The organism is Sphingobacterium prati, assembly GCF_013167215.1.
Classification (GTDB): domain Bacteria; phylum Bacteroidota; class Bacteroidia; order Sphingobacteriales; family Sphingobacteriaceae; genus Sphingobacterium; species Sphingobacterium prati.
This window is the reverse complement of the sequence record NZ_JABJWY010000034.1, coordinates 816,650-831,950: the sequence shown is the minus strand read 5'-3', so window position 1 is coordinate 831,950 and position 15,301 is coordinate 816,650. Positions and strand designations below refer to the sequence as shown.

General features: G+C 38.5%; 15 protein-coding genes. 4 read left to right on the top strand and 11 right to left on the bottom strand.

All coding sequences use genetic code 11. The annotated features are described in order from the left end of the window. Positions 1 to 152 precede the first annotated feature (152 nt). From HPC41_RS13740 to HPC41_RS13730, 3 genes are all read right to left on the bottom strand, one after another. A complete protein-coding gene (locus HPC41_RS13740) occupies positions 153 to 398 on the bottom strand; it encodes a hypothetical protein (RefSeq protein WP_172394553.1) in 246 nt (81 codons plus the stop codon). 69 nt (positions 399 to 467) lie between these two features. After that, a complete protein-coding gene (murI, locus tag HPC41_RS13735; protein ID WP_172394552.1) occupies positions 468 to 1,292 on the bottom strand; it encodes a glutamate racemase in 825 nt (274 codons plus the stop codon). Positions 1,293 to 1,346: 54 nt separating this feature from the next. Next, on the bottom strand, positions 1,347 to 2,762 hold the full coding sequence (locus HPC41_RS13730; protein WP_172394551.1) for a glycoside hydrolase family 125 protein: 1,416 nt from the start codon (positions 2,760 to 2,762) through the stop codon (positions 1,347 to 1,349). A gap of 194 nt (positions 2,763 to 2,956) precedes the next feature. Here HPC41_RS13730 and HPC41_RS13725 point away from each other — a divergent pair, with 194 nt between their 5' ends. Then, positions 2,957 to 4,630, top strand: a complete 1,674-nt coding sequence (locus HPC41_RS13725; protein WP_246250644.1) for a gliding motility protein RemB — start codon at positions 2,957 to 2,959, stop codon at positions 4,628 to 4,630. A 143-nt stretch (positions 4,631 to 4,773) separates the two neighbouring features. Then, complete coding sequence (gene aroQ, locus HPC41_RS13720; protein WP_172394550.1) at positions 4,774 to 5,193, top strand: type II 3-dehydroquinate dehydratase; 420 nt, start codon at positions 4,774 to 4,776, stop codon at positions 5,191 to 5,193. Positions 5,194 to 5,384: 191 nt separating this feature from the next. Here aroQ and HPC41_RS13715 read toward each other — a convergent pair whose 3' ends face one another. The 5 genes from HPC41_RS13715 to HPC41_RS13695 are packed head-to-tail and all read right to left on the bottom strand — an operon-like array spanning position 5,385 to position 9,082. Continuing rightward, complete coding sequence (locus HPC41_RS13715; RefSeq protein WP_172394549.1) at positions 5,385 to 6,359, bottom strand: bifunctional riboflavin kinase/FAD synthetase; 975 nt, start codon at positions 6,357 to 6,359, stop codon at positions 5,385 to 5,387. Between the two features lie 55 nt (positions 6,360 to 6,414). After that, complete coding sequence (gene truB / locus HPC41_RS13710) at positions 6,415 to 7,137, bottom strand: tRNA pseudouridine(55) synthase TruB (RefSeq protein WP_172394548.1); 723 nt, start codon at positions 7,135 to 7,137, stop codon at positions 6,415 to 6,417. A gap of 8 nt (positions 7,138 to 7,145) precedes the next feature. Continuing rightward, a complete protein-coding gene (locus HPC41_RS13705; RefSeq protein WP_172394547.1) occupies positions 7,146 to 7,940 on the bottom strand; it encodes an undecaprenyl-diphosphate phosphatase in 795 nt (264 codons plus the stop codon). Between the two features lie 15 nt (positions 7,941 to 7,955). Beyond that, positions 7,956 to 8,201, bottom strand: a complete 246-nt coding sequence (locus tag HPC41_RS13700) for a DUF3098 domain-containing protein (RefSeq protein ID WP_172394546.1) — start codon at positions 8,199 to 8,201, stop codon at positions 7,956 to 7,958. A 2-nt stretch (positions 8,202 to 8,203) separates the two neighbouring features. Continuing rightward, positions 8,204 to 9,082: a cell division protein FtsX gene (locus HPC41_RS13695; protein WP_108632240.1), complete on the bottom strand. Its 879-nt coding sequence runs from the start codon at positions 9,080 to 9,082 to the stop codon at positions 8,204 to 8,206. A gap of 218 nt (positions 9,083 to 9,300) precedes the next feature. Here HPC41_RS13695 and leuS point away from each other — a divergent pair, with 218 nt between their 5' ends. Next, entirely contained in the window at positions 9,301 to 12,084 is a 2,784-nt protein-coding gene (gene leuS, locus HPC41_RS13690) for a leucine--tRNA ligase (protein WP_172394545.1), read from the top strand. Between the two features lie 53 nt (positions 12,085 to 12,137). On the opposite strand, the gene HPC41_RS13685 is transcribed toward leuS, so the two are convergent. Continuing rightward, positions 12,138 to 12,419 (bottom strand): GNAT family N-acetyltransferase, encoded by a 282-nt coding sequence (locus HPC41_RS13685; RefSeq protein ID WP_172394544.1) that lies wholly within the window; start codon positions 12,417 to 12,419, stop codon positions 12,138 to 12,140. Positions 12,420 to 12,813: 394 nt separating this feature from the next. Here HPC41_RS13685 and HPC41_RS13680 point away from each other — a divergent pair, with 394 nt between their 5' ends. Beyond that, positions 12,814 to 13,239 (top strand): cold-shock protein, encoded by a 426-nt coding sequence (locus tag HPC41_RS13680; RefSeq protein WP_172394543.1) that lies wholly within the window; start codon positions 12,814 to 12,816, stop codon positions 13,237 to 13,239. Between the two features lie 594 nt (positions 13,240 to 13,833). On the opposite strand, the gene HPC41_RS13670 is transcribed toward HPC41_RS13680, so the two are convergent. Continuing rightward, positions 13,834 to 14,679, bottom strand: coding sequence for a metallophosphoesterase (locus HPC41_RS13670; protein WP_172394542.1), 846 nt, complete (start codon positions 14,677 to 14,679; stop codon positions 13,834 to 13,836). Beyond that, the gene (locus HPC41_RS13665) at positions 14,676 to 15,185 is read right to left on the bottom strand and encodes a GNAT family N-acetyltransferase (RefSeq protein WP_172394541.1); all 510 of its coding nucleotides are present in this window, start codon (positions 15,183 to 15,185) and stop codon (positions 14,676 to 14,678) included. Before HPC41_RS13665 ends, HPC41_RS13670 begins: the two co-directional genes overlap by 4 nt. Positions 15,186 to 15,301: the final 116 nt, after the last annotated feature.

Here is a 15,301-nt window from a genome sequence, read left to right as displayed (position 1 = left end):
GTTTATGGTCCGATTGTTCGTTTGAAGATATTAAAAATAAATGAGATGCTATCGGATATCATGTAATAAATTTATCGACATTTTACCAAAGATCTAAAAAATAGGACAGATAGCATCTTCTTACATCCTGTGCAATGTGTATGTAAGGGTACCTAAAACTTTTCCAAACATTGCGTCAGTATCTGTTGCAGCTCATGATCTTTATTGACAAAATAATCACTCACCTCTAATGTTGTACTCGTGTTTAAATTATAGATACATACAGGGACATAGTTTGGTTGAGCGGAAGTCTCAAAAGTCTTAAAATAATCCGCACTTTCTTGAAAAGTCGAAAACTCTTTTGACTCACAATGTTTTGACTCTTGATTGTATGTGATAGTTATAAAGTTCTTTTTCATTAGACACTCCTTTACCTAGAATAACGAAAAGTAAAAGACAAAAGTTTTAATAATTCTTCGCTTTTTATATTAAACACTGATATGGCTTGCATCAACAGGTTTTCCAAAGAATATTTTTGCTTTGTTCTCAAAGTCCCTAGGGTCATCCGTGGTATAAAAAGCTAATTGACTATTTTTGGAACAGCATGTTTCTATTTCAGTATGCCTGTGGAGATATTCTTGCAGACTATTCGCAACGATCGGCCCTTGAGAAATAATATTGACATTTTTGGGGACATATTTTTCGATGATAGGCAATAGTAGCGGATAATGTGTGCATGCCAAAACAATGGTGTCAATTTGATCGCTTTGCTGTAATAGCTCATGGATATCCTTTTGGACAAAATATTGCGCACCTTCTGTATTGATCTCATTATTCTCAACCAAAGGAACCCAAAAAGGACAGTCATGTTGAAATACTTCAATTTCTGGATTGAATTTCTGGATCTCTATTTTATACGATTCAGATTTTACTGTTCCTGTCGTGGCTAGAATACCGATTTTATTTGTCTTCGTATAATGATGGATGATCTCTGTCGTTGGCCTGATAACACCAAGAACTTTCTTTCCTGGCGGAAGATCGTTTTGCTGGATCGTTCTCAATGCTTTGGCCGAAGCTGTATTGCAGGCCAAAATAACGAGATTACAGCCTAGATCAAATAGTTTAAAAACGCATTGTTTGGTATAGTTATATACCGTCTCAAATGAACGTGTACCATAAGGGACGCGTGCATTGTCGCCTAAATAAATGTAATCATATTGAGGGAGAAGTTGCTGAATTTCCTTAAATACCGAAAGGCCGCCATAGCCTGAATCAAAAATTCCAATAGGACCAGAAGTTATTGTATTCTTCATAACGCAATGCTATAAGTTACATCCACCTATAACATTGCGTCATAAGATTCAGTTTTACTGAAGCAAAGATGGTTTCTCTTTGTATATTTTCCAAATTAATTCGCCAAATAATGTATTGGTCCAGGCAAACCAATGTCTGGTGAATTTTTTAGGATCATTCTTATGGAAGGATTCATGCATAAATCCTGTGCCCCCATGTGTGCTTACTAATGTTTTGATACAGTTGCGGATTTCTTCATCGTTTGTCGAAGTTTGTGCACGCATGATAATTGACATCGGCCAAATCATATCACGACCAATGTGCGGACCACCAATGCCTTCGGCTGCGGTACCCTTAAAGAAGAATGGGTTTTTATCGGATAATACAAAATTGCGCGTACGTTGATAAACTTCATCATTGATGTCAATAGCCCCTAAATAAGGTAGGGCTAATAAACTCGGGATATTCGCATCATCCATCATCAAGTGGCTTGAATAACCATCAACTTCAAAAGCATATATTTTCCCCAACGTTGGATGGTCAATAATTCCATATTTGTTTACGGCAGTTTCAACCTCATTCGCCAACGACTCCATTTTTGCGGAAAGCTCTTGTTCGTTTTTGACCTTTTTAAGAATTTCAGCCGCTTGTCTCAAACTAACGACCGCAAATAAATTGGAAGGGATTAAAAAAGAAAAAATTGTGGAATCATCCGACGGCCTAAAGCTTGAGCAGATCAAACCCACAGGATTAACAGGATATCCGTAACCATCGACCTGCAAGGTGTCTGAACCTCTCGAAGTCGTACGTTCGAACTTATAAGGTCCCAAATTATCCTTACGTTGCTGTTCAACAAAAGTTTGATAGATTTTATGCTGTGCCTCCAACCACTCTTCATTAAATGGACTGCTATCTTTTGTTTCTTTCCAGTAATGATAAGCTAATCGAATCGGATAGCATAAGGAGTCGATTTCCCATTTCCGTTCATGGATGCCAGGTTTCATGTTGGTATGGTCACTAAACCATTCTCCTTTTTTGGTGGGGTCATTATAAAAAGCATTTGCGTAAGGATCGATGTTAATGCATTTGCTCTGCTTTTGGATTAAACCAACGATCAGATCCTGTAATTTTTTGTCCTTTTTCATAAAGGGGAGGTACGGCCATACCTGTGCACTACTATCACGTAACCACATGGCATCTATATCCCCGGTGATTACATAGGTATAATTTCTTCCATTTTGGACGTATGGAAATACCGTCGTGTCCAATGTATTTGGAAAACAATTGTTAAATAACCAGGCTAACTCTTTATTTTTTGTGTTTTTTTGAAATTCTGCGATAGCATCCTCAATTACTTTGCTCGAAAAAAGTCGTTTCTCTTTAGGGGTACGCACAGTAGGAAAAGAATGTTCCTGAGCAAAGGAAAATTTGCTCGCAAATGCACCTGCTGTTAATAAGGTTGCGTTTTGGATAAATGTTCTGCGTTTCATGTTTATTAGGGCTGATATTTTGTTATACAAGGTTATTTACTAAGATGCAAGATATAAATATTTTTGAATATAACGAACAGCAAATACGATTTAGCATTATAAAATTGACTTAGAATGTTAATAAAGTCATTTTTATTCGGTTAATTTGCAGTTAGGAATACATTTTGCTAGAAGAAATCATCTGAAATAATTTTATGGGGCTTAATATATCAAAAAAAAGTAATTTACTTCGAATTGTGCTGGGAAGCATCGGGGTAGGTGTCTCGTTCGCAGGGTTTGGACAAATTAAAAGCCAACCTTATTCGTATCATTTCTATCAGAAAATGAACGATGTCGTTTATTCTACTGAGACAAGAATGCATACAACAGCCAAACCATTCGTGATCATGGATTCTTTATTGCTGGCCAAGTTTGACTCGATTCAATCCAATAAACCGGTTGCCTCATCGAATTGGTTCATGCGTAAAATCTTTAACGAACATTTGGTTCAAGTGGAGAAAGATGATTATACCTTCTATGCTGATTTTTTGCCGGATATGTATATCGGGAAAGATATGCAGGGCGATAAACGTCGGACTTGGATGAACGGAAGGGGCTTTCAGGTGGGGTTAAATGTAGGAAATAAATTCACATTTAACTCATCGGCCTTTGAGAGCCAGGCTGTTTTTCCAAAATACCTGGATGACTATATTGTTGCCAATAAAGTAATTCCTGGTCAGGGAAATACCAAATTTCAGTCTAAGAATAAGATGGATTGGATGTATGCAACTGCAAGTATGACCTACGATGCGCATAAGTATATCCAGGCGACTCTAGCCTACGATAAGAACTTTATTGGAGACGGGTATCGCTCGATGTTGCTTTCTGACTTCTCATCTAATTATGCGCATTTGAAGCTCACAGGTACAATTGGAAACGTGCAATATACTTCCATCTGGGCGTATATGAATGATCCAACACATCCAAGACAGGATCTCACCGGAGTTTATCCTATGGAAGGGCAAAATAACACACGTCTGGGTGATGGAAAAAAATGGGGTGCCTTTCAGTATCTGGATTGGAATGTAACCAATAAGTTATCCGTTGGTTTCTTTCAATCTGTGGTTTGGGCAGCCCAGGATGAAGCGGGAAAAAGAGGATTTGACTTTAGTTATTTGAGTCCAATTATCTTTATCCGTCCTGTTGAGAGTAATAACCGTTCATCGCCAGATAAGATGTTCCTAGGCTTGACGTCAAAATATAAGTTGCCTTATAACTTGACTGTTTATGGTCAGTTTCTATTGGGCGAATTTACAGCGAAGGAGTTTTTTGCAGGAAATGGCTATGCACATAACAAATGGGGGGCGCAGCTAGGGGTAAGGGGTTATGATATGTTTGGAGTCAAAAACCTTAATTTTCTGGCCGAGTATAATACCGCTCGTCCTTATACGTATGCACACTTTAAATCCTATTCCAATTATAGTAACAATGCCGAACCGCTGGCGCATCCAAAAGGTGCTAATTTCAGGGAATTGGTTGGTCTTGTCAACTATGCCTGGGATAGATGGGATTTTTCTTTGCAAGGAATGTTTACGCAAAATGGATTGGATCTACCCGACGGAAGCAATATGGGCGGAAATATCTTTCAATCGTATAACACCATCCCGAATTTGTACGGCAATCATATTGCCCAAGGGATAAAGAATAATATCTATTATGCGGATGCGAAAGCAGCATATGTACTCAACCCTAAATATAATCTTCGGTTAGAATTAGGTTATATGCAACGTTATGCTAAAGCACACTATGAAACGCCTGTCGTAAATAAATCGGGCGTGGTTACCTTTGGACTTCGTTCGAGCTTTAGAGCAATTTATAATGATTTATAGGGAGTTTTTTAGAGTTGAAGTAACTATTGAGCTTATGAAAACATCATGATTATTCATTTTTTGCGTTCGGTCTACGCTGATGCCACCAAAAGTAGCAAGCATGCCGGATTGGTCAACTAACATGTATAAAATACTAAATATCAATGAAAAAAATCCTTGTATTAAATGGCCCAAATTTAAATCTATTGGGCATTAGGGAAAAGTCAATTTATGGAAATCAGGATTTCCTGAGTTATTTTGAGGAGTTGAAAAAACGTTTTTCAACTGTTCAATTAGAATATTTCCAGAGCAATTCCGAAGGAATATTAATTGATAAAATTCATGAAGTTGGCTTTGAGTACGATGGCATTGTCATGAATGCAGGCGCATATACACACACCTCCATTGCTATTGGGGATGCTATTGCTGCTATTCAGACACCGGTCATTGAAGTTCATATCAGCAATGTCCATCAACGGGAGGAATTTCGTCATCATTCCTTTTTGGCTAAAAATTGCAGGGGAGTGATTTGTGGCTTTGGATTGGATAGTTACCGACTTGGAATCGAAGCCCTGTTAGTCTAAAAGCAAGCTTTACATTACAGGAGCGATAATTAGCTCTATTTGACTTAGAACGCTTAGGGATTTAAAGGTATCTTGGATGCATTGGATGAAGACAATCGTCGAAATAAAAGTATTATTAGAGAAAAATAAGAAGCTATAACGAGAAAAGGCGGGTACTCCCGCCTTTTCTCGTTATGATAAAATCAGCGGTATTAGCAGATAAGGCTTCTTATCGCTATCTCGTCTGCTTTGATCTGTGCCTTCATTTCCTCGAGCGAGTCAAAACGTTCGTCGTGTCGGATAAAATGTAAGAATTTGACGCGGAGCGTCTTACCGTAAATATCCTGATCAAAATCAAACAGACTGATTTCAATCGCACGATTCATGCCATCAACCGTAGGCCTTGTGCCAATGTATCCCATACCCTTAGCAATGGAAACAGGATTCTCTTCTTTATATTCGCCTGTCGTGATGTTCTGGATGTGATTGTATATATAGACCTCAACGGCATAGATACCGTAGGCAGGAATGAGTTTATGGGGCTCATGTACCTGTAGATTGGCTGTTGGAAATCCAATAGTCCGTCCGATTTGATCGCCCCGGATAACTGTCCCTGTCAATTCAAAGGGATAGCCTAAATAGAGATTGGCAGTTTTAATATCACCTTTGATGAGTGCTTCACGGACACGGGTGGAAGAGACTGCAATATCATTGATATCCTGCTCTGGGATTTCGTCTACACTGTAATCGAATATTGAGGCAAATTGTTCAAGGTCGCCTAAGGATCCTTTGCGGTCTTTTCCAAAATGGTGGTCATATCCGATCACGATCTTCTTTGTTCCCAGTTTTCCTACAAGTACATTGCTAATATATTCTTCAGGAGTCTGATTGGAAAAATCACGGGAGAAGGGGATAATGATCAAATGGTCAATACCAACTTTGCTTAATTGGCTTACTTTCTCTTCAATATCATTTATTAGCCGTAAGCTATCATCATCTGGATTAATAATTAACCGGGGATGAGGGAAAAAAGTAAGCAATATGGTTTCGCCGTTGATTTTTTGTGCAGCCTCCTTTAAGTGGACTAATATTTTTTGGTGGCCGATATGAACACCGTCAAAAGTACCAATGGTAACGACTGCATTTTCAACGGGGGAGAAATCTTCTAAACTTCTGTAGATTTTCATTTATAGGATTTTTTGCAAAAATAAGATAAAGAATCAATAAAATGTGTCGGTGAGATTATTTAATGATTTCTTTATGACGTTTTATTTCAGCGATAAGCTGTTCGAGGTTCCATGCGTTTTCGACACGATAATCACCACTTTTGGTACGTCTTAATGAACTTAAATGTGATCCACTTTGTAATACTTTTCCAAAGTCGTACGCCAATGATCGGATATATGTACCTTTTGAACAGGAAATGCGAAAATATACATTAGGAAGTTCAATTTTTTCAATTTCAAAACTATTGATTCGCACCTGCCGGGATTTTATTTCGACATCTTCGCCACGACGAGCTTTTTCGTAAACACGTTCACCATTGATCTTTATGGCAGAGTGCGCCGGAGGAAATTGTTGGATATCACCCACAAATGATTTTGCGGCATCCAAAATCATTTGTTCGTTAATATGTGCGATCGGGAATGTCTCGTCAATTTCGGTTTCCAAGTCGTAGGAAGGGGTTGTACCTCCCAGTGTAATTGTACCTGTATATTCTTTGTCTTCAGCCTGATAGCTGTCGATCTTTTTAGTTAACTTCCCAGTGCAAACAATCAATAATCCTGTGGCCAGGGGATCCAGGGTGCCCGCATGGCCAACTTTTAATTTTAATGGTTTCAGGGAATTCCTGACTTTACCAACAACGTCGAAACTCGTCCATGTCAAAGGTTTATCAATCAACAACATTTCGCCTTCAGCAAAATTAAACCTTGCTGAGTTTTCACTAACCTCTCTGTTTTCCATGAAAAATTTTAGATAATTTGTAAACTATGACCAGAAAGGAGTAATGCCAATATAATAACGCCAATCACTATCCTGTACCATCCAAAGGCCTTAAACCCATGTTTGGTTAAAAAACCAATAAAGGACTTGATCGCAACAATCGCTACGACAAAACCAATTAGGTTACCAACAATCAGCAGGTTCAGTTCTTCACCCGTAAATGTATTCCCCTCTTTGAAAAACTTCAAAAGTTTAACGGCTGATGCACCAAACATCATCGGCAAAGCGAGGAAAAATGAAAACTCCGCTGCAGCTTTACGCGTTAATTTTTCAGCCATACCTCCGATAATGGTACTTGCAGATCGAGATGTGCCCGGAATCAAAGCAAGACATTGGTATACACCGATCATAAAAGCCTGTTTATAGGAAATTTCGTCGGAATCCTCAACAGTAGGCTTATTAAACCATTTGTCCACAAATAGTAACACAACACCACCAATCACCAACATGATTGCAACGACCAATGGGCTTTCCAAAAGTGAATCAATGTAATCGTTGAAAAGTAAACCTAGCACCGAAGCTGGAATAGCTGCGATTACCAGTTTGTAATAAAATGAAAGCGATTTGAAAAACCTTTTATAATATAAAACGAGTACCGATAAGATGGTTCCCAATTGAATGACAATTGTAAATAATTTAACAAACGCAGAGGGCTGAATACCCATCAGAGCGGTTGCAATAATCATATGACCTGTGGAGGAGACAGGCAAAAACTCCGTTAATCCTTCGATAATAGCGAGGATAATAGCTTCAATAATAGACATTATTTTTTATTAAGATTATTCTTCAGTTTTGGTTGTTTTGGGACGGTACAAGATCGCTACAAACCCCAATGCAAATCCAAGAACTACAACAATAGGTGCTAATGTGATTTTGGTAAAACTATAAATATCGGTTTCACCTGACATTAGCGCGAAGCCAATGACTACTATAACCAGACTAGCTATGAAAAGCTGATAATTTATTTTGGAAAATACGAAAGAACCTTTGTTTACAGATTCAGTAGATTTCTTTATTTGAGCCATTTTTATCTATATAAGTCGTTAGATTGCGCTTTTAAATATTTAGTAACAGCAAAGTAGGTGCTAAGTCCTGAGATTAAAATTCCGATGAAGATAACCCCCAAAAAGATAACCGCAAATTCAAACCAATTGCGTAAAAATACCAATTCAGGTATCTGTTGCTGCGCAAATTTGAGCGTCAATATCAACAATAAGATCGCGATTAATGAACCAAGGAGACCATGGATAATACCGTAAGTGATAAAAGGCTTACGAATAAAGTTTTTGGTCGCACCTATTAATTGCATACTTTTGATTAAGAAACGTTGGGAATAAATGGCCAAGCGTATGGTATTGTTGATTAAGGCAACAGCAATGATCAATAAAATAACAGCAAAGGCTAAAACAATCATTCCAATGATACGAACGTTTTTATTGACCATATCAATTAACGATTCCTGATAAACCACCTCTTTTATTCTATTATTTTTAGAGATTTTTTCAATGAATGTTTTAATACTGTCTGTATTGGCGTAATTTTCCTTCATATAGACATCCAGGGAAGGCAATAATGGATTATGCCCAAGATACTGCACAAAATCTTCACCAAGATCTTCTTTCAGGTTTTTCGCAGCGATTTCTTTGCTGATATATACCGAACGAAGTACATAAGGATCTTTTTCAAGATCTTTTTGTAAGGAGAGTACGTCACCCTCACTAGTGCCATCGTTTACAATGACATTTAGGACAATGTTTTCTTTAACGTACTTTGAAAGATTTTTAGCGTGCACCAATAATAAGCCTAACATACCGGTCACCAACAATACCAGGGCAATGCTGATCACTGTGGAAACATATACAGACTTTGTTTTTCTTTTTTGTGTGCTTAATTCGTATTCTGACATAATAAGCAAAAATTTATTTGCGAAAGTAACTAATTGAGCGGAAGATTTCGAATTTATCTTGTAATTACTTTGATAAAAATCATTTCGAATTTTGTATTCTACCTATGTTTAAATAACTTTTCAATACTATAATTTATTGTTCAAACTACAAAACTTTTATCACATTTCAGTATTAAAATCGTAATTTCGCAAGTCATAAAAATTCCTTACGAACAAAAATGGAGTATAATCACAAATCATTAGAGAAAAAATGGCAAAAGTTTTGGGCGGATCATCAAACTTATAAAACATCAGATACGCATCAAAAGCCAAAATACTATGTGTTGGATATGTTTCCTTATCCATCTGGGGCGGGACTACATGTCGGTCATCCACTCGGATACATTGCTTCGGATATCTTTTCAAGATATAAACGTTTAAAAGGCTTCAATGTGCTCCATCCAATGGGTTATGATTCCTTTGGACTTCCGGCAGAGCAATATGCGATTCAAACTGGACAACATCCTGCGGTTACAACCGAAGTGAATATCAGTCGTTACCGCGAGCAGATGGACAATATCGGTTTCTCTTATGATTGGAGTAGAGAGGTACGAACCTCCGATCCGGCTTACTATAAATGGACGCAGTGGATTTTTATGAAATTATTCAATTCCTGGTATAATAAGGAAACGGATAAAGCGGAACCAATTGATACATTGATCGCAAAATTTTCCACAAATGGTTCGGCGGCTATTCAAGCAGTTTCTGACGATGATGTATTGGAGTTCACTTCACAGGAATGGAAATCATTTGAGGAAGAAACACAACAACGCGAGTTGTTAAAATACCGGATTGCATATTTGCGTGAAAGTACGGTGAATTGGTGTGCCGCATTGGGTACAGTACTCGCGAACGATGAGGTCATCAATGGTGTATCTGAACGTGGTGGCTACCCGGTTGAGCAAAAGAAGATGATGCAATGGTCCATGCGTATTACGGCGTACGCTGATCGCCTATTAAAAGGTTTGGACACCATTGACTGGCCCGAACCTTTGGTTGAGATGCAACGTAACTGGATTGGTAAATCTGTTGGCGCTTCGGTAAAATTCCCCGTTCCGCAGCTGGATACTGCGATAGAAGTTTTTACAACACGTGTAGATACCATTTTCGGCGTTTCATTTGTTGTTTTGGCTCCCGAACATGAATTGGTCGCCGCATTAACCACAGCAGAACAAAAAGCTGAAGTTGAGGCATATATCGAGAAAACAGCAAAAAAATCCGAATTGGATCGTATGGCCGATACCAAAACAGTATCCGGTGCTTTTACAGGTGCCTACGCGAAGCACCCTATTTCGGGTCGGGATGTACAGATCTGGATTGCGGATTATGTGCTGGCTGGATATGGCACCGGGGCAGTAATGGCTGTTCCTAGTGGTGATCAGCGTGATTATGTTTTTGCTAAACATTTTAATTTAGAAATTATCCCGATTTCGGATACACAGCATATCGAGGAAGAGGCTGATCCGAACAAGGATGGGAAATATATCAATTCCGATTTTATCAATGGCATGACTTATCAAGAGGCTGTGCCTGCGCTGATTGCGAAGCTCGAAGAATTGAAATTAGGTAAAGCAAAGATCAACTTCCGTATGCGCGATGCGATTTTTGGTCGTCAACGTTATTGGGGCGAACCGGTACCTGTTTACTTTAAAAATGGCTTACCTTATCTCATTAAGGAGGAAGAACTACCTTTATTATTACCGGAAGTAGATAAATACTTGCCAACAGAATCAGGTGAACCTCCTTTAGGACGTGCAAAAGGTTGGAAATATGAAGATCAGTACGAGTACGAGTTGAGCACGATGCCGGGATGGGCAGGTTCTTCATGGTATTGGTTCAGATACATGGATCCAAAGAACGAGGGTAACTTTGCTTCTAAGGAAGCTGTTGATTACTGGAAAGCAGTTGATTTATACATTGGTGGTTCAGAGCATGCGACTGGACACTTGTTGTATTCCCGTTTTTGGAATAAATTTTTAAAGGATCTTGGCTATCACAATGAGGAAGAACCGTTCCGAAAACTGATCAATCAGGGGATGATTCAAGGTCGTTCAAATTTTGTCTACCGTGTACTAGATGAAGAGGGTAGAGGAACTAATCAATTTGTATCCTACGGACTGAGAAATGATTACAATACAATCCCCATGCACGTGGATGTCAATATTGTATCGAACGATGTATTGGATTTGGAAAAATTCAAAAATTTTAGGCCTGATTTTGGGAATGCAGAGTTTGTGTTGGAAAATGGTAAATACATATGCGGCAGTGAGGTGGAGAAAATGTCCAAATCAAAATTCAATGTCGTTAATCCAGATGATATCATCGAAACTTACGGTGCCGATACCTTACGCCTTTATGAAATGTTTTTGGGACCATTGGAACAGGCTAAACCTTGGAACACCAATGGTATTGAAGGTGTTTACAAATTTCTAAAGAAAGTATGGCGCCTGTTTCATGATGCGGAAGGTAATTTTAACGTATCTGATGCAGAGCCTTCAAAAGCTGAGTTTAAAGCGCTGCATAAGATTATCAAGAAAGTGGAGGATGATATTGAACGTTTCTCTTTCAATACCTCAGTTTCTGCCTTTATGATCTGTGTCAACGAATTGACTGATCTGAAATGCAATAAACGCCAGGTATTGGAGCAACTTATCATCGTTCTTCAATCCTACGCACCACATATTACCGAGGAATTGTGGAACTTGTTAGGCAATGCGCCGGGTACACTTTCGCAAGCAACTTATCCTGTGTTTAAACCGGAATATCTCGTTGAGTCTGAATTTGCCTATCCGGTATCTTTCAATGGTAAAATGAAGTTCAATCTTTCACTTGCATTGGACTTAGATCAACAAACTGTTGAAGAAACGATCAGAGCGCATGCTGATGTACAAAGACATCTGGATGGAAAACCAATTAAGAAGATTATTTTTGTCAAAGGGAAAATAATCAATATCGTAGCTTAGTTTTTTCCGTTATCAAATAAAAGCCATTTTATCTCAAGGATAAGATGGCTTTTTTATGCCAATACATCCTGGAAGGCAATCGTTTTTTCAAAAATTGATTTTGCGTATGGACAGTTTGGGATAATCTTGGCATCGTTTTTCCGTGCGTAATCCACAGCTTCAAGGACGAGTTTTTTGCCCACACTCATGCCTTGATATTCGTCATAGACTTCGGTATGGTCGATGGAGAATTCACGCTCACTCTGCCATGTGTATTCCAAAATTCCAGCTTCGTTATTTTCCACCTCAGCAATGAAATTGCCTTTGTCTTCTCTTTCGATATTTTTTACTTCCATAATGTTTTTTTTCAAAATAACGTCCAAAAGATATTTTTGTTTTATCAAATTTTTCGATTTTTATTCCGCAACTCAAACAATAGCTATACTATAGTAGGATCGTACGCTTTTTGGCCTTCATTGATCAGAAAATTGTATGGGGTATAGGACTCACCCGCGTTATCGAGCAGTGTTATTCGTATTCAATCAAAACCGATAGTTTTCATATCTTCGGTAAATAGCCTGCAATTTGCCCGGCAATCCTATGATAATTGCAAAAGCACCTATCTGATTTCTCCTATTTTTTTTGTACCTTTGCAATTATCTCCTTAGAACACCTCGCATTTTTATCTTTCAACGAAGCTCTAAAGGTCCGAAACCTCCTCGGGAACATTTTATTTTTAATCCATATTGAATGAGCAAAAGCCAAATTACATTTAACAAAAAAGAACGAGAAAAAAAGAAACTACTCAAAAAACAACACAAAATTGAGAAAAAAGAATTCAATAAAACAAACAATGACAAAGGAAAATCTTTGGAAGAATTGTTTGCTTATGTTGATGAACATGGGAATATCTCAGACAGACCTGCGATAAAATTGAAAGAAGGGGAGAGTCCAAGCATGAGTTCAAATCATCAGGATGAGTATTCTTTCGGAAAGGTTGTCCATTACAATGCAGAATCCAATTACGGATTCATTAGGGACAATGAGACCCAACAATCTATTTATTTCAATGACCGTCTTGTCGGGCAGAAATTGAACCTGAACCAAAAAGTGAAGTTTAAATTCAAAAGTGCTAAACAAGGCGCTCAGGTTACTGAGGTTTTGATTGAGTACTAGTAAACGAAGATTCCGCTTGTGCTAAAAGCGTTGAATTATAAAGCCCTCAAGCACTTCTAATAGCCAGAAACTATGTGGAAGCCAAGCGAGGGCTTGTTTTTTGTTATCAACTGACAGAATAGCCTACTCCTTAAAATTAATCCCTTTTCCATTAAAGCCTAACTTAACAGGGGTAAGGAAGCTTTTCCAAGACCATGGAGCTTCAGTAGGTCCTTCACCGAGTACTGAGCCAGCTTTTCAAGTTGATCATACCATGGTTTAACAGCGCATTTCTAGCGGGGCTACTTAAAAGAGCTAGAATACCATCTTCAGGTTCTTTTCCTTTTCGCATATTGGGCATGTTGGGCAATCTGTACGCTTATAGAAGCTGTGCCCATTACTACATGTTCTTTTGGTTTCGATTCTTGTCATGTGGCCTATATCTGCTAATTAATTACAATGTCAACACTATTTTTCAATTATAGGATATACTTCTGTGCTTTGAACTTGTCAACCAATTCGTGAGCTAGTGTAAATAAATGCTGAGAATGGCTGTATATCCTTCCAGATTTAATTTCAGTTTGCGTAGCATTAAACTCGGCTGTATCCGAGATCTTAGCCCTTTGTTAACGTGAAAATCGTTATTTCAGGTTGCGCATTAAAGCGGATAGGGATACTGTGACCGAGGCCCCTGTTGATGTAAAGGGTTCGGTTGCCCGGTAGTTTTTTAACACCCTGATCGTAGTTTTTGTTCGAGACAGGGATAATGGGAGAGCCCCAAAATGGGATCCGTACTTGTCCGGCATGTGTGTGACCTGATAAAATCCACCCTTCAAAGCCGTTCCATACATCCAGATCAGCTACATCGGGGTTGTGGCAGAGGACAAGGTTTGCATGGTTACGATCGTAGTTCTGCATAGTTTTTACAGGATCAAAGTTTGTTCCCCAATAGTCGTCCATACCATAGAGCTGTAGACCATTTATATTCACAGTTTCGTTTCTTAAAACAGTAATATGATACTTTTTTAGCAGTGTAGTGATTGAATCCGCTGCGGAACCGTCTTTAAAGTCTCGTCCATAATCATGATTTCCCAAGATGGCCAATGTCTGTAGTTTTCCTTTTGGGGCTAATTGTATGACTTCGTCTAGATCATGAAGTGGCAGGGCATTGTCGACCAATCGGACAAAATCACCTGTGTAAACAATAATGTCCGGATGTGTTATGCCAACTTTCGCGAAGTTGTTTTTGATAAAATCTTTACTCACATAGTCACCGATGTGGATATCCGAAATCTGAACGAGAGTTTTCCCTTCAAGGTTGCTAGGAAGGTTTTTTATAGGGAGTTTTAGCTGTTCGAATTTGACCCAGTGTGGTTCGATCTGCCAGGCATAATAACCGAGCAGAGCAGCGATCAAGGCCAGGGTAATAAAGGCTTTCTTAAAAAAACGTTTCTTCTTCATTGTGTTTTGGCTAGCCAGTTCGATTTGGTGATCTGCATATTCAGGCCTATCCAGGTTTCATTGCCGATTGAGGTTTTGCTAGTGACACCTTCATTGATCTGGAACCCTACACCCTCATAACATTTTATTGCATTTGTGTTCCAATCATAAACGTTTAAATCCGCCTGATCGTAAGTGTTGTCAACAAAGAGCAGTTTCAGCATCGCATGGATGGTTTTCTTGCCATAGCCTTTATTTCGTTCCGTATTGTCAGCAATCAATATGCGAGATAATCGTGGTATACTTCTTTCAAAGTTCAATTCACAATGTCCGATAACATTGTGTGTTTCTGTACTGACAATTTTATAGGGGCGGCGTTTGGGATCGTCAATATACTTTTTTAATTGTTCATCAGTCACTGGAAATGAAAAATATGGACCTGCGAACTGCAGGAGTTCTTCCGGAGATCTGATCCAGGATTTGAAGCGGTCAAAGTCAGCTTCTTCAAATGGAAGCAATGTGATCATAGTCTTCTTGTTATTGATATTAGATTGAAGGGTTAAATTAGATAATTGTTAGACTCTTTCCAAGAAATTCATGTTTTTTACGAAATTTGTTCCGAATTTACCGATAGCAAGATTTT